The organism is Streptomyces sp. NPDC051582, from assembly GCF_040681715.1.
Lineage (GTDB): Bacteria > Actinomycetota > Actinomycetes > Streptomycetales > Streptomycetaceae > Streptomyces.
The window spans coordinates 44981-64060 of the sequence record NZ_JBFAZJ010000007.1; the positions used below are offsets into that span (position 1 = coordinate 44981).

A 19080-nucleotide genomic window follows, 5' to 3' on the forward strand; every position below is an offset into this window, starting at 1 on the left:
CGGACTACCAGCCCGCGGCGTCCCCGGTCAGTTCGCGGATCGCGGGCCGGGCCGCGTCGAGCACGGTCATGAACCAGGCGGAGAACGGCGCCTCGGCATGCCGCTTGGCCAGCTCCTCGGCGGTCACGAACGCGGTGTCCCCGACCTCCTCCGGATCGGGCTGCGGCCGGGACTGCGCGAGTCCCACGAAAAGGTGGTTGTACTCCTGCTCCACCAGGCCCGACGCCGGGTCCGGGTGGTTGTAGCGCACGGTTCCCGCCTCCGCGAGCAGCGAGGGCGACAGGCCCAGCTCCTCGTGGGTCCGCCGGGCCGCGGCCGCGAACGGCGACTCCCCGGGATAGGGGTGACCGCAGCAGGTGTTCGACCAGACGCCGGGGGAGTGGTACTTCCCGAGGGCGCGCTGCTGGAGCAGCAGGCGGCCCTGCTCGTCGAAGAGGAACACGGAGAAGGCCCGGTGCAGCAGACCGGGCGCCTGATGGGCGGAGAGCTTCTCCGCCGTGCCGATGGTGTTGCCGGACTCATCGACCAGTTCGAGCATGATCGGTTCCTGAGTGCCGGTGCCGGGGGACGCGGTGTTCGCGGCGGTGGCTGGTGTGGTCGGCATACCCATCCTTCGCTTCGGACTTCGACCTTCAGTCTGCCGTACAAAAGAGGCTTGTCCCCACTTCGGCCATCCGCGCATGTCCGCCTCCGCGGCGTGGTAAGCGGCGGGGGCGGAGCAGCCGTGCACCCCGGGTTTGTGGTATCTCGGCGCGATCGTCAATGATGATCGCGCCGGGGCCCGAAGCCCCGCAATATTCGGCTTATCGGGGAGTAAACGGGTGGTGAACCCCCGCTTCCATTCATCCGATAGCCTCTGCCGACGTGCCGCCGCCCCCGCCGGGGCGCCCGTCCAGTGTTCGCTGCAAGGAGTGAGTCCGTCTGCCGACCGTCATCCTCACCGGCCTGCCGGTACCCGGATCACCGCTCACCGACGAGCTGCGCTCCCTCGGCTTCGACGTCCGCCCGGCCGCCGGTCCTGAAGAGGCCGCCGCGGTGCTGGCCGGCGTACCCGCCGACCAGCGGGTCGCCGTCGTCGACAGCGCCTTCGTCGGACACGTCCACGCCTTGCGGCTCGCGCTGACCGACCCGCGCTTCGACGCCTGCGCCGTCACCGGCGCCCTCGCCGTCCAGCCGGGCGCCCGGGCGGCCCTGGAGAAGGCCGCGGCCCTCCCCGCCGAGGGCGGCGGCCCGTACGCGGACCGCCTCGCCGCGGCCGTCGAGGCCGCCGGGACCCCCGTCCAGCACCCCGAGCTCGGCACCCTGGTCGCCGCGGTCCCCGCCAGCGGGGCCGAGCGCGCCGCGGCGGACGCCGCCGTCGCAGCCGTGGACGACGAGGCCGTACGCCTGCGCACCGCCGTGAAGTCCCGCGACGGGTTCTTCACCACCTTCTTCATCAGCCCGTACTCGCGCTACATCGCCCGCTGGTGCGCGCGCCGCGGCCTGACCCCGAACCAGGTCACCACCGCCTCGCTGATCACCGCGCTGATCGCGGCCGGCTGCGCCGCCACCGGCGAGCGCGGCGGCTACGTCGCCGCCGGCGTGCTGCTCCTCGTCTCCTTCGTACTGGACTGCACGGACGGGCAGCTCGCCCGCTACTCGCTCCAGTACTCGACGATGGGCGCCTGGCTCGACGCCACCTTCGACCGCGCGAAGGAGTACTCCTTCTACGCGGGGCTCGCGCTCGGCGCGGCCAGGAACGGCGACGACGTGTGGGCCCTCGCGCTCGGCGCGATGATCCTCATGACCTGCCGCCACGTCGTGGACTTCGCCTTCAACGAGGCCAACCACGACGCCACCGCCAATACGAGCCCCACGGCGGCCCTGTCCGACAAACTCGACAGCGTCGGCTGGACGGTCTGGGTCCGGCGGATGATCATCCTGCCGATCGGCGAGCGCTGGGCCATGATCGCGGTGCTCACCGCGGCCACCACCCCCCGGATCGTCTTCTACGCCCTGCTCGTCGGCTGCGCCTTCGGCGCCCTCTACACCACCGCCGGCCGCGTGCTGCGCTCGCTGACCCGCAAGGCGCAGAGGACCGACCGCGCCGCCCAGGCACTGGCCGACCTCGCCGACTCCGGCCCGGTCGCCGAGCTCGCCGGCCGGCTGGTGGGCCGGATGGCCCCCGGGGCCGGCATCGCCGCCGCCGTGATCGGCTCGGTGGCCCTGCTGTGGACGGCCTGGGCGTACGAGTTCGGCGCCCGTCAGGTGATCATCGCCGCCGCGTTCTACGCCGTGCTCGCCGGAGCGGCCGTCGCCCGCCCCCTCAAGGGCGCCCTCGACTGGCTCGTCCCGCCCGTCTTCCGGGCCGCCGAGTACACCACCGTGCTCGTCCTCGCCGCCAAGGCGGACGTGCCCGGGGCCCTTCCCGCGGCATTCGGACTGGTCGCGGCGGTCGCCTACCATCACTACGACACGGTCTACCGCATCCGCGGCGGATCGGGCGCGCCCCCGCGCAAGCTGGTGTGGACGATCGGCGGTCACGACGGCCGGGTCCTGCTGACCGCGGTCCTGGCCTCCGTCCTGGCGACGCGCGCCGCGGACTTCCCCGCCGCGCTCACGGCCCTGGCCGTGTTCGTGGCACTCGTGGTGCTCGTGGAGAGCATCCGCTTCTGGGTCTCCTCCGGGGCACCCGCCGTACATGACGAAGGAGAACCAGCATGATCGGCCTTGTACTCGCTGCCGGTGCCGGACGCCGCCTGCGTCCCTACACCGACACCCTGCCCAAGGCCCTCGTGCCCGTCGGCCCCGAAGGCGCCGAGGACAGCCTGACCGTGCTGGACCTGACCCTCGGCAACTTCGCCGAGGTGGGCCTCACCGAGGTCGCGATCGTCGTCGGCTACCGCAAGGAGGCCGTGTACGAGCGCCGCGAGGCCCTGGAGGCCAAGTACGGCGTCAAGATCACGCTGATCGACAACGACAAGGCCGAGGAGTGGAACAACGCCTACTCCCTGTGGTGCGCCCGTGACGTCCTGAAGCAGGGTGTGATCCTCGCCAACGGCGACACCGTCCACCCGGTCTCCGTCGAGCGGACCCTGCTGGGCGCCCGCGGCGAGGGCCGGAAGATCATCCTCGCCCTCGACACGGTCAAGAGCCTGGCCGACGAGGAGATGAAGGTCGTCGTCGACGGCGCCAAGGGCGTGCAGAAGATCACGAAGCTCATGGAGCCCTCCGACGCCACCGGCGAGTACATCGGCGTCACCCTGATCGAGCCGGAGGCCGCCGAGGCCCTGGCCGAGGCGCTGAAGACCACGTTCGAGTGCGACCCCGACCTGTACTACGAGGACGGCTACCAGCAGCTCGTCAACGACGGCTTTGTCATCGACGTGGCCCCCATCGGCGACGTCAAGTGGGTCGAGATCGACAACCACGACGACCTCGCCAAGGGCCGGACGATCGCATGCCAGTACTGACGAGGCTCATCCCCTCCCCGGTCGTCGTCGACATCAGCCGCGGTGCCATGGACGACCTGGCCGGCCTCCTGGCCGACCAGCGGATCTCGGCGTCCGGCAAGCTGGCGATCGCGATCAGCGGCGGCTCCGGCCGGCAGCTGCGCTCCAAGCTGGAGCCCGTACTGCCGCACGCCGACTGGTACCCGGTCGCCGACGGCACGATCGACTCCGCCGTCAAGCTGGCCGACGACATAAAGGGCCGTCGCTACGACGCCGTCGTCGGCCTGGGCGGCGGCAAGATCATCGACGTGGCGAAGTACGCCGCGGCGCGCGTCGGGCTGCCCATGGTGGCCGTCGCCACCAACCTGGCGCACGACGGCATCTGCTCGCCCGTGGCCACGCTGGACAACGACAACGGCCGCGGCTCCTACGGCGTGCCCACGCCGATCGCGATGGTCATCGACCTCGACGTGATCCGCGACGCCCCGGTGCGGTTCGTCCGCTCCGGGATCGGCGACGCGCTCTCGAACATCTCGTCCATCGCCGACTGGGAGCTCTCGCACAAGATCACCGGCGAGCCCGTGGACGGCCTGGCCGCCGCCATGGCCCGTACGGCCGGCGAGGCCGTCCTGCGCCACCCCGGCGGCTGCGGCGACGACACCTTCCTCACCGTGCTCGCGGAGTCGCTGGTCCTCACCGGCATCGCCATGTCGATCAGCGGTGACACCCGGCCGGCCTCCGGCGCCTGCCACGAGATCAGCCACGCCTTCGACCTGCTCTACCCCGGGCGCTCCGCGCTCCACGGCGAGCAGGTCGGCCTCGGCGCCGCCTTCGCGATGTTCCTGCGCGGCGCCGAGGAGCAGGCCGGTCTCTTCGCCGAGTCGCTGCGCGGCCACGGGCTGCCCGTGCTGCCCGCCGAGATCGGCTTCAGCGTGGACGAGTTCGTCGCGGCCGTCGAGTACGCCCCCCAGACCCGCCCGGGACGCTTCACGATCCTGGAGCACCTCAATCTGTCCACAGCCGAGATCAGGGACGCGTACGCCGACTATGCCAAGACCATCCGTAGCTGAACTCCGGCCCGTCGTTCACCCGCCGGGCGTCAAGGACCGGCGCAGTGGCGAGCACTGGGGCGGTCGCCTGTACATGCGCGAGATCTCCCTGCGCATCACCCGGGTCCTGGTGAACACCAAGGTCACGCCCAACCAGCTGACCTACGTGATGACCCTCGCGGGTGTCCTGGCCTGCCCGGCGCTGCTCATCCCGGGCATCTGGGGCGCCGTCCTCGGTGTGGTGGCGGTCCAGATGTACCTGCTGCTCGACTGCGTCGACGGCGAGGTCGCCCGCTGGAAGAAGCAGTACTCCCTGGCCGGCGTGTACCTGGACCGGGTCGGCGCCTACCTGTGCGACGCGGCGGTCCTCGTCGGCTTCGGCCTGCGCGCGTCCGACCTGTGGGGCACGGGCCGGATCGACTGGCTGTGGGCGTTCCTCGGCACCCTCGCGGCCCTCGGCGCCATCCTGATCAAGGCCGAGACCGACCTGGTCGGCGTCGCCCGGCACCAGACCGGCAAGGAGCCCGTCGCCGAGTCCGCCGCCGAACCGCGCTCCTCCGGCATGGCGCTCGCCCGCCGCGCCGCGTCCGCGCTCAAGTTCCACCGGCTCGTCCTCGGCATCGAGGCCTCGCTCCTCATCCTGCTGCTGGCGATCGTGGACCAGGTGCGCGGCGACCTGTTCTTCACCCGGCTCGGGGTGGCCGTGCTGGCCGGCATCGCGATGCTCCAGACGGTGCTGCACCTCGTGTCGATCCTGGCCTCCAGCAGGCTCAAGTGACGACGCCGATGCGGCTGGGCGCCGTGATCATCACCATGGGCAACCGCCCCGACGAGCTCAAGGCGCTCCTGGACTCGGTGGCCCGCCAGGAGGGCGACCCGGTCGAGGTCGTCGTCGTGGGCCAGGGGGTCAAGCTCACCGGGCTCCCCGAGGGTGTCCGCTGCGTCGAGCTGCCCGAGAACCTGGGCATCCCCGGCGGCCGCAACGTCGGCATCGAGGCCTTCGGCCCCGGCGGCGGCGAGGTCGACGCCCTGCTCTTCCTCGACGACGACGGGCTGCTGGAGCGCACCGACACCGCCGAGCTGTGCCGCCAGGCGTTCGCGGAGGACCCCCGGCTCGGGATCGTCAGCTTCCGGATCGCCGATCCGGAGTCCGGCGAGACCCAGCGCCGGCACGTGCCCCGGCTGCGCGCCTCGGACCCGATGCGCTCCTCCCGCGTGACCACCTTCCTGGGCGGCGCCAACGCCGTCCGCACCTCGGTGTTCAAGCAGGTCGGAGCGTTGCCGGGGGAGTTCTTCTACGCGCACGAGGAAACCGACCTCGCCTGGCGGGCACTCGACGCAGGGTGGCTGATCGACTACCGGGCGGACATGGTGCTCCTGCATCCGACGACCGCCCCCTCCCGGCACGCGGTCTACCACCGTATGGTGGCTCGTAACCGGGTGTGGCTCGCCCGCCGTAACCTGCCCGCCCCGCTGGTCCCGGTCTACCTGGGCGTCTGGCTCCTGCTGACGCTCCTGCGCAAGCCCTCGGCACCGGCGCTCAAGGCCTGGTTCGGTGGGTTCAAGGAGGGATGGACCACCCCCTGCGGTCCCCGGCGCCCCATGAAGTGGCGTACGGTCTGGCGGCTGACCCGGCTGGGCCGACCGCCTGTGATCTGACACGCTCGCGTCTGAGAACATACGTGGTCACGGAACACGCGTGCCCGGACATGCATGATCACGGGCCGAGCGCCCCAGGCCCGATGCCACCTTCTGCCGCATCTTGAAGACGGAAAGTTTCAACTTGTGAGTGACACAACCCAGCAGGATGGCGCCCTCGCCACGAGCAAGCCGCCGTCCGATGACGCCGGGCTGAGCCCCGCGGAGCTCGCCAGGAAGTACGGCCTGTCCGTCAGCGGTGCCCGGCCGACCCTGGCCGAATACGTGCGGCAGCTCTGGGACCGGCGCCACTTCATCATGGCGTTCTCCCGGGCCAAGCTGATGGCGCAGTACAGCGACGCGAAGCTCGGCCAGATCTGGCAGGTGGCGACCCCACTGCTCAACGCGCTGGTGTACTACCTGATCTTCGGTCTGATCCTGAACGCGGGCCGGGGCATGGAGAAGGGGGTCTACATCCCCTTCCTGGTGACGGGCATCTTCGTCTTCACCTTCACCCAGAGCTCGCTGATGGCGGGAGTCCGGGCCATCCCCGGCAACCTCGGCCTCGTCCGGGCCCTGCACTTCCCGCGCGCCTCGCTGCCGATCTCCTTCTCGATGCAGCAGCTCCAGCAGCTGCTGTACTCGATGATCGTCGTGGTGATCGTCGCGGTCGGCTTCGGCAACTACCCGAGGCTGTCCTGGCTGCTGGTGATCCCGACGCTGGCGCTCCAGTTCGTCTTCAACACCGGCCTCGCGCTGGTCTTCGGACGGATGGGTGCCAAGACCCCGGACCTGGCGCAGCTGATGCCCTTCATCACGCGCACGTGGATGTACGCCTCGGGCGTCATGTTCTCGATCAGCGGGGCGCTCGCGGACCGGCACGTGCCCGCGTGGGTCTCGGACGTGCTCCAGTGGAACCCGGCGGCGATCTACATGGACCTGGTCCGGTTCGCGATGATCGACGACTACGGCCGGGACAACCTGCCGCCGCACGTCTGGGCCTTCGCCGTCGGCTGGGCCGTCGTGATCGGCCTCGGCGGTTTCGTGTACTTCTGGAAGGCTGAGGAGCGTTACGGCCGTGGCTGAGATCAACCGGGGCAGCGTCCCCACCGTCATCGCCGACGACGTGCACATCGTCTACCGCGTCAACACCGGAAGGTCCGGCAAGGGCAGTGCCACCGCCGCGCTGAGCAAGATAATGCGCCGGGGCAAGGGCGACGCGCCGGGCGTCCGCCGGGTCCACGCCGTGCGCGGCGTGTCCTTCACGGCGTACCGCGGTGAGGCCATCGGCGTCATCGGCTCCAACGGATCCGGCAAGTCCACCCTGCTGCGCGCCATCGCGGGCCTGCTGCCCTGCGAGTCCGGCAAGGTCTACACCGACGGTCAGCCCTCGCTCCTGGGTGTCAACGCCGCACTGATGAACGACCTCACCGGTGAGCGCAACGTGGTCCTCGGCGGTCTCGCGATGGGAATGAGCCGCGAGCAGATCCGGGAGCGATACGACGACATCGTCGACTTCTCGGGCATCAACGACAAGGGCGATTTCATCTCCCTTCCGATGCGCACGTACTCCTCCGGTATGGCGGCACGCCTGCGCTTTTCCATTGCAGCGGCCAAGGACCACGACGTTCTGATGATCGACGAGGCCCTGGCCACCGGTGACCGCAAGTTCCAGGTGCGTTCCGAGGAGCGCATCCGCGAACTGCGCAAGCACGCCGGAACCGTTTTCCTGGTGAGCCACAACAACAAGTCCATCCGCGACACCTGCAGCCGCGTGCTGTGGCTGGAGAAGGGTGAACTGCTGATGGACGGGCCGACCGAGGAAGTCGTCTCGGCCTACGAGAAGGCGACCAGCGCCTGACCGAGGTCCTCGCCGGCCCCCGTCGCTCCGCGCGGCGGGGGCTTCGGCTTGCCCGGGGCGCCCGCGCCGACATTCGGTAGCCGTGTGAATACCCGAGAGGCTGCCGCGGCGTTGTACAGCGTAAGCTGGAGCCGTCCTGAATCACGCCAGAGGGGACGATTCCCCGCAGGTGAACGGCCTGGGGTACCCCGGGGAATGTCCGGCGGCGTGTCCGAAATAGGATGTATTGGGTCGGCAGTGTAGAACGGGAGATGTGACGGCAATGGCTACGGGAATTCTCCGGCCCCCAGGCATTACGGCCGTCCCCCGCGCGGGCGGCGGGCGGTGACCCCCGGGCACGGTATCCGGCCACGGCGGGACGCGGCCCCCACAGCCCCCGACGCCCGAGCGCAGGCGTACGCCACCCTCGGCAAGGCGCGCTCGGAGAACTTCCCCGTCGCCCCGGCCTTCCTCCCCCGCGCCTGGCGCGACGGCCTCATGGCGGTGTACGGGTACGCCCGCCTGGTCGACGACATCGGCGACGGCGACCTCGCCCCCGGCGGACACGACGCCGTGCTCCTCGGCCTCGACCCGGCCGCGGCGGACGAACCGCTCGCCATGCTCGACGCCCTCGAAGCCGACCTGCGCCGTGTCTTCGGCGGCCCCGGCGGCCCCCCGCGCCACCCCCTTGTGCAGGCGCTGCGGCCCGTGGTCCGCGCCCACGCCCTCACCCCCGAGCCCTTCCTCGCACTCATCGAGGCCAACCGGCAGGACCAGCGCGTCACGCGCTACGCCACGTACGGAGACCTCCTCGCGTACTGCGAGCTCTCCGCGAACCCGGTGGGCCGCCTCGTGCTGTCCCTCACCGGCACCGCCACCCCCGAGCGGATCCGCCGCTCCGACGCCGTGTGCACCGCCCTGCAGATCGTCGAACACGTACAGGACGTCGCGGAGGACCTGGGCCGAGACCGGATCTACCTCCCGGCCGAGGACATGCGCCGCTTCCACGTGGCCGAGACCGACCTGGGGGCCCACCGCGCCGGCGCGGCCGTGCGCTCCCTGGTCGCGTTCGAGGCGGAACGCGCCCGGGACCTGCTCAATGAAGGCATCCCGCTCGTGGGTAGCGTGCACGGCAGGCTCCGGCTGTTGCTCGCGGGCTTCGTGGGAGGAGGGCGCGCCGCCCTGCGAGCCGTCACCGCCGCCGGATTCGACGTACTTCCCGGCCCGCCCAAGCCCACCAAGAGCGGACTGCTCCGCGAGGTGGCCGCCGTCCTGCGCACAGCGCCGAGAAAGGGGTGAGCCCGACCGTGGAGGGTTCCGCACACACGTCCACACCGTTCGCACCGTCCCCGGCGGTCCTGGCGGCGTACAGCTACTGCGAGGCCGTCACCGGCTCCCAGGCGCGCAACTTCGCTTACGGCATCCGGCTGCTGCCCTCCGACAAGCGGCAGGCGATGTCCGCGCTGTACGCCTTCTCCCGGCGGGTCGACGACATCGGCGACGGCACCCTGGCCCCCGAGGCGAAGCTCGCCCGGCTGGAGGAGACCCGCGCCCTGCTCGGCCGGATCCGGGCCGAGGAGATCGACGAGGACGACACCGACCCGGTCGCCGTCGCGCTCGCCCACGCCGCCCGCCGCTTCCCGATCCCGCTCGGCGGCCTCGACGAGCTCATCGACGGCGTCCTCATGGACGTCCGCGGCGAGACCTACGAGACCTGGGACGACCTCAAGGTCTACTGCCGCTGCGTGGCCGGGGCCATCGGACGGCTCTCCCTCGGGGTGTTCGGCACCGTGAACACCGGCGGCCTCGGCGCGGCCGAAGCCGCACGGGCCGGCGAGTACGCCGACACCCTCGGCCTCGCCCTCCAGCTCACCAACATCCTGCGCGACGTCCGCGAGGACGCCGCCAACGGACGTACGTACCTGCCCGCCGAGGACCTCGCCAAGTTCGGCTGCTCGGACGGGTTCGGGAGCGACCGGATGCCCGCCGGGGCCGACTTCGCCGGGCTCGTCCACCACGAAGTGCGGCGCGCCCGCGCCCTGTTCGTCGAGGGCTACCGGCTGCTGCCCATGCTCGACCGGCGCAGCGGCGCCTGCGTCGCCGCCATGGCGGGCATCTACCGGCGCCTCCTCGACCGCATCGAGCGCGAACCCGAGGCCGTGCTCCGCGGCCGCGTCTCGCTGCCCCCGCACGAGAAGGCGTACGTCGCCGTGCGCGGCCTCTCGGGCCTCGACGCCCGCACCATCTCCCGCCAGGGCACGCGGAGGCGGAGCTGATGAGCCCGACGCAGACGCCGCGCACCGTGGCGGCGCACCGCACCGGGCCGTCGCCCGCCGCACCGCCGCACCGCCGGCGGGCAACCCCGGCGGGGCCCGCCGCGTCTCACCGTGCGGGCTCCGCCCGGACGGCCGCCCGGGCGAGCAGTCGGCGTACGACGGGGGAGGCCGCATGAGCGCGACCGAACAGCACGCCGTCGTCATCGGCGGCGGGCTCGCCGGCGTCACGGCGGCGCTCGAACTCGCGGACGGGGGGCTGAAGGTCACCCTGCTCGAAGGCCGCCCCCGGCTCGGCGGGCTCGCCTTCTCCTTCAAGCGCGGCGAGCTCACCGTCGACAACGGCCAGCACGTCTACCTGCGCTGCTGCACCGCCTACCGGTGGTTCCTCGACCGCGTCGAGGGCGCCCACCTCGCACCGGTCCAGGACCGGCTCGACGTCCCCGTACTCGACGTCGCGCATCCCGCCGGGCCGCGCCTGGGCCGGCTGCGCCGCAGCGCCCTGCCCGTGCCCCTGCACCTCGCGGGCTCCCTGGCCCGCTACCCGCACCTCTCGCTCGCCGAGCGGGCGGGCGTCGGCCGCGCCGCCCTCGCGCTGCGCCGGCTCGACCCCGCCGACCCGGCCCTGGACGGCGTGGACTTCGGGACCTGGCTCGGCCGCCAGGGCCAGAGCCCGCGCACCATCGAGGCCCTGTGGGACCTCGTCGGCATCGCCACCCTCAACGCCACTGCCGGCCACTGCTCGCTGGGCCTGGCCGCCATGGTCTTCAAGACCGGCCTGCTCTCCGAGAACGGCGCCGCCGACATCGGCTGGGCCACCGTCCCGCTCGGCGACCTGCACGACGCCCTCGCCCGCAAACAGCTCGACTCCGCCGGCGTGCGCACCGAACTGCGCACCCGAGTCACCGGCGTCTGCCGTACGCAGGACGGGAACTGGCGGGTCGACACCGAAGGCGAGTCCCTCGACGCCGCCGTCGTCGTCCTCGCCGTCCCGCAGCGCGAGGCGCACGCCCTGCTGCCGCCCGGCGCCCTCGCCGACCCGGACAGGCTCCTGGACATCGGCACGGCGCCCATCCTCAACGTCCACGTGGTCTACGACCGCAAGGTGCTCAAGCAGCCCTTCTTCGCCGCGCTCGGCTCCCCGGTCCAGTGGGTGTTCGACCGCACCGACGCCTCCGGGCTCCCCGACGGCGGCCAGTACCTCGCGCTGTCCCAGTCGGCCGCCCAGGACGACATCGACGAGCCCGTCTCGGTGCTGCGGGCCAAGTACCTGCCCGAGCTCGAACGGCTGCTGCCGGCCGCGCGGGGCGCCAAGGTACGGGACTTCTTCGTGACCCGGGAGCGGACCGCCACGTTCGCCCCCACCCCCGGCGTCGGCCGGCTGCGCCCCGGGGCGCGGACCGACACGCCGGGCCTCTACCTCGCCGGTGCGTGGACCGCCACCGGTTGGCCCGCGACCATGGAGGGCGCTGTCCGCAGCGGACTGAGCGCGGCGCACGCCGCGCTCGCCGCACTCGGCCGCCACCGGGAGCACCCCCTGCAGGAGGCGGCATGACGACCACCAGCACGACCGCAGCAGCACGTACAGGACACAGAGGAGAGCCAGTGAACCCGGGGAATCCGGCTGTCGAGAACACGGACGCCGGCAACGGCGCAGCCGGAGGGGACGTCGAGAAGGCGGACACGCTCGCACTCCTGGAGCGCGGCCGCGCGCTGTCGACCCCCGTGCTCCGCGCCGCGGTCGACCGGCTGGCGGCGCCCATGGACACCGTCGCCGCGTACCACTTCGGCTGGATCGACGCCCAGGGCAACGCGGCGGACGGCGACGGCGGCAAGGCCGTGCGCCCCGCCCTCGCGCTGCTCTCCGCCGAAGCCGCCGGGGCCTCGGCCGAGGTCGGCATCCCGGGCGCCGTCGCCGTCGAGCTCGTCCACAACTTCTCGCTGCTCCACGACGACCTCATGGACGGCGACGAGCAGCGCCGCCACCGCGACACCGTGTGGAAGGTGCACGGGCCGGCGCTGGCGATCCTCGTCGGCGACGCGCTGTTCGCCCTCGCCAACGAGGTCCTGCTGGAGCTCGGCACCGTCGAGGCCGGGCGCGCCACGCGCCGGCTGACCACCGCCAGCCGCAAGCTCATCGACGGCCAGGCCCAGGACATCTCGTACGAGCACCGCGAGCGCGTCAGCGTCGAGGAGTGCCTGGAGATGGAGGGCAACAAGACCGGCGCCCTGCTGGCCTGCGCGGTCTCCATCGGCGCCGTCCTCGGCGGCGCGGACGACCGCACGGCCGACAAGCTGGAGGAGTACGGCTACCACCTCGGCCTCGCCTTCCAGGCCGTCGACGACCTCCTCGGCATCTGGGGCGACCCCGAGGCCACCGGCAAGCAGACCTGGAGCGACCTGCGCCAGCGCAAGAAGTCCCTGCCGGTCGTCGCCGCCCTCGCGGCGGGCGGGCCCGCCTGCGAGGAGCTCGGCCGGCTGCTCGCCGCCGACGCCAAGAGCAACGACTTCGAAAACTTCTCGGAGGAGGAGTTCGCCGCGCGCGCCGCGCTCATCGAGGCCGCGGGCGGGCGCGAGTGGACCGCCGAGGAGGCGCGCCGCCAGCACGCGATCGCCATCCGCGCGCTGGACGACGTGGACATGCCCCAGCGGGTGCGCGAACAGCTCGTCGCGCTCGCCGACTTCGTCGTGGTGCGCAAGAGGTGACCGCCACCCGGGCAGGGATATGACGCGCGAGTCGCCGGCCGGCGCCCCCTGACGGGAGCGCCCGGCCGACGGCGTACCCCCAGCACAGCAGAGGTTCACTGCCACGTAAGGGGAAGCCATGACAGCGACGACCGACGGCGCCGGTGCCCCCGGCGCCGATCCGGACATCACCTCACCGGAGACGGTGCCGGGTGCGCAGGAGGCCGCCGCGCGCGCGACCCGGCACCTGCTGGCCCGCCAGGACGCGGCCGGATGGTGGAAGGGCGACCTGGAGACCAACGTCACCATGGACGCCGAGGACCTCCTGCTGCGCCAGTTCCTCGGGATCAGGGACGAGGCCACCACGCAGGCCGCCGCCCTCTTCATCCGGGGCGAGCAGGGCGCCGACGGCACCTGGGCCACCTTCCACGGCGGCCCGCCCGAACTCTCCGCCACCATCGAGGCGTACGTCGCCCTGCGGCTCGCCGGCGACGCGCCCGACGCCCCGCACATGGCCCGCGCCTCCGCCTGGATCCGGGCCCACGGCGGGATCGCCGCCGCCCGCGTCTTCACCCGCATCTGGCTGGCCCTGTTCGGCTGGTGGAGCTGGGACCGACTGCCCGAACTCCCGCCCGAGCTGGTGTTCCTTCCGCCGTGGGTGCCGCTGAACATCTACGACTTCGGCTGCTGGGCCCGCCAGACCATCGTCCCGCTGACCGTGGTCTCCGCGAAGCGGCCCGTACGCCCGGCCCCGTTCGCCCTGGACGAGCTGCACACCGATGCGCGGCGGCCGTACCCCGAGGCCAAGCGCCCCGCTCCGCTGACCAGTTGGGAGGGCGCCTTCCAGCGGATGGACAAGGCGCTGCACGTCTACCGCCGGTTCGCCCCGCGCCGGCTGCGCAAGGCCGCGATGGACAGCGCCGCCCGCTGGATCATCGAGCGCCAGGAGAACGACGGCTGCTGGGGCGGGATCCAGCCACCCGCCGTGTACTCCGTCATCGCCCTGCACCTGCTGGGGTACGACCTCGCCCACCCGGTGATGCGGGCCGGGCTGGAGTCCCTCGACCGGTTCGCGGTGTGGCGCGAGGACGGCGCCAGGATGATCGAGGCCTGCCAGTCGCCGGTCTGGGACACCTGCCTCGCCGCCATCGCCCTGGCCGACGCGGGCCTGGCGCCCGACCACCCGGCCCTGGTGAAGGCCGCCGACTGGATGCTCGGCGAGGAGATCGTGCGCACCGGCGACTGGGCGGTGCGGCGGCCCGGACTCGCCCCAGGCGGCTGGGCGTTCGAGTTCCACAACGACACCTACCCCGACATCGACGACACCGCCGAGGTGGTCCTCGCGCTGCGCCGGATCAAGCACCCGGAGCCGGCCCGGATCGAGGGCGCCATCGCCCGCGGGGTCTCCTGGAACCTCGGGATGCAATCGAGGAACGGGGCCTGGGGCGCCTTCGACGCCGACAACACCAGCCCCTTCCCGAACCGGCTGCCGTTCTGCGACTTCGGCGAGGTCATCGATCCGCCGTCGGCCGACGTCACCGCCCACGTGGTGGAGATGCTCGCCGTGGAGGGCAAGGCCGCCGACCCGCGGACCCGGCGGGGCATCGCCTGGCTGCTCGCCGAACAGGAGCCCTCCGGTGCCTGGTTCGGCCGCTGGGGCACCAACTACGTGTACGGGACAGGGTCGGTGGTCCCGGCCCTGACGACCGCGGGCTTCGCCCCGGCGCATCCCGCGATCCGGCGGGCGGTGCGCTGGCTGGAATCCGTACAGAACGAGGACGGCGGGTGGGGGGAGGACCAGCGCTCCTACAAGGACCCGCAGTGGGCCGGGAAGGGGGCCTCGACCCCCTCGCAGACGGCCTGGGCGCTCATGGCCCTGCTCTCGGCGGGGGAGCGGGAGGGCAAGGCCGCCCGGCGGGGCATCGCGTACCTGGTGGAGACCCAGCTGGGTGACGGCTCCTGGGACGAGCCGCACTTCACCGGAACCGGCTTCCCGTGGGACTTCTCCATCAACTACCACCTGTACCGGCAGGTCTTCCCGCTCACCGCGCTCGGCCGCTATCTGTACGGGGAACCCTTCGCGCCCGGAGGGGTCTGATGGCCGCCGCCCGAGCAGTCCTCCCCCCGCCGCTGCTGGTCGCCTGCGCGCTGCGCATCGAGCAGGCGGCCCTGCGCAGCGGCGGCGGCCGCGGCGCGGCCCGCCCCGAACCGGGCTACGCCGTGCTGCGCACGGGCATGGGCCCGCGCGCCGCCGAGCGGGCGGTCGGGCGGGCGCTCGCCGAGCCGGGGCTGGGCCGGGCCCCCGTGCTGGCCACCGGGTTCTGCGCCGGACTGGTCCCCGGCATGAGCCCCGGCGACCTCGTGGTCGCCGAGGAGACCCGCGATCCGCGGGGCACCGTCGCCTGCGAGGGCACCGCACTGCTCGCCGAGGCACTGGCCCGGGCCGCTCCGGGCCGCACCGTGCACACCGGCGCTCTGACCGGATCCGACCACGTCGTCCGCGGCCAGGAGCGCGCCGAGCTGCGCGCCACCGGCGCCGTCGCGGTCGACATGGAGTCCGCGGCCACCCTGTGGACCGCGATGGAGGCCGCCGCCGATGGCTGGATCCGTCCGGTTGCGGCCGTCCGGGTGATCGTGGACGCTCCGGAGCATGAGCTCGTCCGCATCGGCACGCTCCGCGGTGGAATATCGGCCTTCCGCGTATTGCGTGCCGTACTGCCCGCGTTTTATGACTGGCACCGTTCTTTGCTGCTCCCCAGGAGGTGAGCCAGATGGCCATGCCGCTGCGACAGTCCATCAGGGTCGGGACGTATCTTCTCGAACAGAAGCTCCGCAAGCGTGAGAAGTTCCCGCTGATCGTCGAGCTGGAACCGCTCTACGCCTGCAATCTGGCCTGCGAGGGGTGCGGGAAGATCCAGCACCCGGCGGGCGTGCTCAAGCAGCGCATGCCGGTGGCCCAGGCGGTCGGAGCCGTCCTGGAATCCGGCGCGCCGATGGTGTCCATCGCGGGCGGCGAGCCCCTGATGCACCCGCAGATCCACGAGATCGTCCGGCAGTTGGTGGCCAAGCGGAAGTACGTCTTCCTGTGCACCAACGCGATGCTGCTGCGCAAGAAGATCGAAAAGTTCACCCCGTCCCCGTACTTCGCCTTCGCGGTGCACATCGACGGACTGCGCGAACGCCACGACGAGTCGGTGGCCAAGGAAGGCGTCTTCGACGAGGCGGTCGCCGCCATCAAGGAGGCGAAGAGTCGCGGGTTCCGCGTCACCACCAACTCGACCTTCTTCAACACCGACACCCCGCAGACGATCATCGAGGTGCTCAACTACCTCAATGACGACCTCAAGGTCGACGAAATGATGATCTCGCCCGCCTACGCCTACGAAAAGGCCCCCGACCAGGAACACTTCCTGGGCGTCGAGCAGACCCGGGAACTCTTCAGGAAGGCCTTCGCGGGCGGGAACCGGCGGCGCTGGCGGCTCAACCACTCCCCGCTCTTCCTCGACTTCCTGGAGGGCAAGGCGGATTTCCCCTGCACCGCCTGGGCCATTCCCAATTACTCCCTCTTCGGCTGGCAGCGCCCCTGCTATCTGATGAGCGACGGCTACGTGCCGACGTACCGGGAGCTGATCGAGGACACCGACTGGAGCAAGTACGGCCGCGGAAAGGACCCGCGCTGCGCGAATTGCATGGCGCACTGCGGGTACGAGCCCACCGCCGTCCTCGCCACCATGGGCTCCCTCAAGGAATCCCTGCGCGCCGCCCGCGAGACGATCTCGGGGAACCGGGAGAAGCAGTGACCGGCTTCGACCTCCGCGCCCTGCTGGACGAGCGGGGCGGGGAACGGTACGAGCTGCACTCCAGGCACCTCAACCACCAGCTGCCCCGGATGCTGCGCACGATCGGCTTCGACAAGGTCTACGTACGGGCCGAGGGCGCGCACTTCTGGGACGCCGAGGGCAACGACTACCTGGACATGCTCGCCGGGTTCGGGGTCATGGGCCTGGGCCGGCACCATCCGGTCGTCCGCAGGGCCCTGCACGACGTCCTGGACGCTCAGCTCGCCGATCTGACCCGGTTCGACTGCCAGCCGCTGCCCGGGCTGCTGGCGGAGAAGCTGCTCTCGTACAGCCCGCACCTGGACCGGGTGTTCTTCGGCAACAGCGGCACCGAGGCGGTGGAGACGGCCCTGAAGTTCGCCCGGTACGCCACCGGCCGGCCCAGGATCCTCTACTGCGACCACGCCTTCCACGGGCTGACCACGGGCTCGCTGTCGGTCAACGGCGAGAGCGGGTTCCGGGACGGGTTCGCGCCGCTGCTGCCCGATACGAAGATCGCCCTGGGGGACCTGGCCGCCCTGGAGCGGGAACTGCGGCGGGGCGACGTCGCCGCCTTCGTCGTCGAGCCGATCCAGGGCAAGGGCGTGCTCGCGGCCCCGCCCGGATTCCTGCGCGCCGCGCAGGAGCTGCTGCACCGGCACAAGGCGCTGCTGATCGCGGACGAGGTGCAGACGGGGCTGGGCCGGACCGGCGATTTCTACGCGTACCAGCACGAGCCGGGCGTGGAGCCGGACCTGGTGTGCGTGGCCAAGGCCCTGTCGGGCGGCTACGTGCCGGTGGGTGCGACCCTGGGCAAGGACTGGATCTTCAAGAAGGTCTACTCGTCCATGGACCGGGTGCTCGTGCACTCCGCCAGCTTCGGCTCCAACGCGCAGGCCATGGCGGCCGGGCTGGCGGTGATCTCCGTGATGGAGGACGAGTCGGTGGTGGCGAACGCGCGGGCGATGGGCGACCTGCTGCGCGGGCGGCTCGCCGCGCTCGTGGACGAGTACGAGCTGCTCCACGAGGTACGGGGGCGCGGCCTGATGATCGGCATCGAGTTCGGGCGGCCGTCCTCGCTCGGGCTGCGGAGCCGGTGGACCATGCTCCAGGCGGCCCGCAAGGGGTTGTTCGCGCAGATGGTCGTGGTGCCGCTGCTGCAGAAGCACCGGATCCTGACCCAGGTGTCGGGCGACCACCTGGAAGTGATCAAGCTCATCCCGCCGCTGATCGTGGACGAGCGGGACGTCGACCGGTTCGTCGGGGCCTTCCGGGAGGTCATGGACGAGGCGCACGGCGGGGGCGGCCTGATGTGGGACTTCGGCAGGACGCTGGTGAAGCAGGCCGTCGGCGGCGGCTGACGGCCCGCTCCACGGCGGGGCCGGCTCTCAGTCGAGCAGCCGGTCCCGCAGCCGGCCGAGGGTCTCGGGGGCGAGTCCGAGCCCTTCGGCGAGGTACCGGTCGACCCCGCCCCAGTGCGTGTCGATGGCGTCGAAGGCGGCCGTCAGGTACTCCGCGCGGGCGTCGAACAGCGGCGCGAGCAGCTCCATCACCTCGGGGGAGCGGGCCTCGGGCGCCTCGCTGCCGCGGCGCACCCGGTAGCGGCGGTGCGGGGCGTTGGACTCCAGGTAGTCCGCCAGGATCGCCGTGCGCTCGACGCCGAGCGCGAGCAGGGTGACGGCGATCGACAGGCCGGCCCGGTCCTTGCCGGCGGCGCAGTGCATGAGCGCGGGGACGCTGTCCTCGGCGAGGGCGTGCACGACCCGGCTGTGCTCGGGGGTGCGGTTCTCGATCATCGCGCGGTAGGAGTTGGTCATCCGGTCGGCGGCCCTGCCCTCGCCGAGGAGCCCGCGGAGCTGTTCGAGGCCGCCGTCGCGGACCATCTTCCAGAACTCCTTGCCGTCGGCCGGATCCGACAGCGGGATGTTGAGGTTCCGTACGCCGGGGAGCTCCACGTCGAGCCCTTCCAGGGCGTGGTCGGCATTGTTGCGGAAGTCGAAGATGGTGTGCAGACCGAGCGATGCGAGGAATTCTGCATCGGTTTCGGTGGCATGTGCCAGATGTCCGCTACGGAACAGTTTTCCCGGCTTGACCCTCCGACCGTCGGTCGTCGGCAAGCCGCCCACGTCACGGAAGTTGCGCACTCCCGCGAGTTCGGGCTCCGGTACGGGCTCCGTCAGCGCGGGCCGGGGTATCTGCTGGGTCACGGGAACTCCTCCGCGTCGTCGTGGTCTGTCCGAATTACGCTATTTGGGACCAACTTGCCATAACCGGAGGCGAGATCGGGTGCAGCTCCGTGAGCCAGATCATACGGTGACCGTGAGTGCCTGATCGTCAAAGGCGAAT

General features: G+C 71.8%; 17 protein-coding genes. 15 read left to right on the forward strand and 2 right to left on the reverse strand.

The features are described from left to right. Nucleotides 1–4: 4 nt before the first annotated feature. Nucleotides 5–604 (reverse strand): isopentenyl-diphosphate Delta-isomerase, encoded by a 600-nt coding sequence (gene idi / locus AB0M92_RS11855; RefSeq protein WP_366101972.1) that lies wholly within the window; start codon nucleotides 602–604, stop codon nucleotides 5–7. 317 nt (nucleotides 605–921) lie between these two features. Between idi and AB0M92_RS11860 the strand changes: the two genes are divergently transcribed. The 15 genes from AB0M92_RS11860 (at nucleotide 922) to AB0M92_RS11930 (ending at nucleotide 18095) form a co-directional block, all read left to right on the forward strand. Continuing rightward, nucleotides 922–2703 carry a DUF5941 domain-containing protein gene (locus AB0M92_RS11860; protein ID WP_366102156.1) on the forward strand — a complete coding sequence of 594 codons (1782 nt, stop codon included), beginning with the start codon at nucleotides 922–924 and terminating at the stop codon, nucleotides 2701–2703. Beyond that, nucleotides 2700–3452 carry a phosphocholine cytidylyltransferase family protein gene (locus AB0M92_RS11865; protein WP_366101973.1) on the forward strand — a complete coding sequence of 251 codons (753 nt, stop codon included), beginning with the start codon at nucleotides 2700–2702 and terminating at the stop codon, nucleotides 3450–3452. Before AB0M92_RS11860 ends, AB0M92_RS11865 begins: the two co-directional genes overlap by 4 nt. Then, nucleotides 3440–4501 carry an iron-containing alcohol dehydrogenase family protein gene (locus AB0M92_RS11870; RefSeq protein ID WP_366101974.1) on the forward strand — a complete coding sequence of 354 codons (1062 nt, stop codon included), beginning with the start codon at nucleotides 3440–3442 and terminating at the stop codon, nucleotides 4499–4501. The genes AB0M92_RS11865 and AB0M92_RS11870 overlap by 13 nt, the downstream gene beginning before the upstream one ends. Continuing rightward, entirely contained in the window at nucleotides 4479–5258 is a 780-nt protein-coding gene (locus AB0M92_RS11875; RefSeq protein ID WP_366101975.1) for a CDP-alcohol phosphatidyltransferase family protein, read from the forward strand. Before AB0M92_RS11870 ends, AB0M92_RS11875 begins: the two co-directional genes overlap by 23 nt. Continuing rightward, nucleotides 5255–6139 (forward strand): glycosyltransferase, encoded by an 885-nt coding sequence (locus AB0M92_RS11880; RefSeq protein ID WP_366101976.1) that lies wholly within the window; start codon nucleotides 5255–5257, stop codon nucleotides 6137–6139. Before AB0M92_RS11875 ends, AB0M92_RS11880 begins: the two co-directional genes overlap by 4 nt. Before the next feature lie 126 nt (nucleotides 6140–6265). Next, nucleotides 6266–7204: an ABC transporter permease gene (locus AB0M92_RS11885; protein ID WP_366101977.1), complete on the forward strand. Its 939-nt coding sequence runs from the start codon at nucleotides 6266–6268 to the stop codon at nucleotides 7202–7204. After that, nucleotides 7197–7979: an ABC transporter ATP-binding protein gene (locus tag AB0M92_RS11890; protein ID WP_048474981.1), complete on the forward strand. Its 783-nt coding sequence runs from the start codon at nucleotides 7197–7199 to the stop codon at nucleotides 7977–7979. The genes AB0M92_RS11885 and AB0M92_RS11890 overlap by 8 nt, the downstream gene beginning before the upstream one ends. A 342-nt stretch (nucleotides 7980–8321) precedes the next feature. After that, nucleotides 8322–9257: a squalene synthase HpnC gene (gene hpnC, locus AB0M92_RS11895; protein WP_366102157.1), complete on the forward strand. Its 936-nt coding sequence runs from the start codon at nucleotides 8322–8324 to the stop codon at nucleotides 9255–9257. An 8-nt stretch (nucleotides 9258–9265) separates the two neighbouring features. Then, nucleotides 9266–10234, forward strand: a complete 969-nt coding sequence (gene hpnD, locus AB0M92_RS11900; RefSeq protein ID WP_366101978.1) for a presqualene diphosphate synthase HpnD — start codon at nucleotides 9266–9268, stop codon at nucleotides 10232–10234. A 172-nt stretch (nucleotides 10235–10406) separates the two neighbouring features. Then, entirely contained in the window at nucleotides 10407–11786 is a 1380-nt protein-coding gene (gene hpnE, locus AB0M92_RS11905; RefSeq protein ID WP_366101979.1) for a hydroxysqualene dehydroxylase HpnE, read from the forward strand. Beyond that, nucleotides 11783–12937: a polyprenyl synthetase family protein gene (locus AB0M92_RS11910; protein WP_366101980.1), complete on the forward strand. Its 1155-nt coding sequence runs from the start codon at nucleotides 11783–11785 to the stop codon at nucleotides 12935–12937. The genes hpnE and AB0M92_RS11910 overlap by 4 nt, the downstream gene beginning before the upstream one ends. 118 nt (nucleotides 12938–13055) lie before the next feature. After that, on the forward strand, nucleotides 13056–15014 hold the full coding sequence (shc, locus tag AB0M92_RS11915; protein ID WP_366101981.1) for a squalene--hopene cyclase: 1959 nt from the start codon (nucleotides 13056–13058) through the stop codon (nucleotides 15012–15014). Continuing rightward, nucleotides 15014–15682 carry a 1-hydroxy-2-methyl-2-butenyl 4-diphosphate reductase gene (locus AB0M92_RS11920; protein ID WP_366101982.1) on the forward strand — a complete coding sequence of 223 codons (669 nt, stop codon included), beginning with the start codon at nucleotides 15014–15016 and terminating at the stop codon, nucleotides 15680–15682. Before shc ends, AB0M92_RS11920 begins: the two co-directional genes overlap by 1 nt. 5 nt (nucleotides 15683–15687) lie before the next feature. Beyond that, on the forward strand, nucleotides 15688–16716 hold the full coding sequence (hpnH, locus tag AB0M92_RS11925) for an adenosyl-hopene transferase HpnH (RefSeq protein ID WP_366101983.1): 1029 nt from the start codon (nucleotides 15688–15690) through the stop codon (nucleotides 16714–16716). Continuing rightward, nucleotides 16713–18095, forward strand: a complete 1383-nt coding sequence (locus tag AB0M92_RS11930; RefSeq protein WP_366101984.1) for an aspartate aminotransferase family protein — start codon at nucleotides 16713–16715, stop codon at nucleotides 18093–18095. Before hpnH ends, AB0M92_RS11930 begins: the two co-directional genes overlap by 4 nt. A gap of 27 nt (nucleotides 18096–18122) precedes the next feature. Here the strand turns inward: AB0M92_RS11930 and AB0M92_RS11935 are convergent, their stop codons facing one another. After that, nucleotides 18123–18941 (reverse strand): tyrosine-protein phosphatase, encoded by an 819-nt coding sequence (locus AB0M92_RS11935; protein ID WP_366101985.1) that lies wholly within the window; start codon nucleotides 18939–18941, stop codon nucleotides 18123–18125. Nucleotides 18942–19080: the final 139 nt, after the last annotated feature.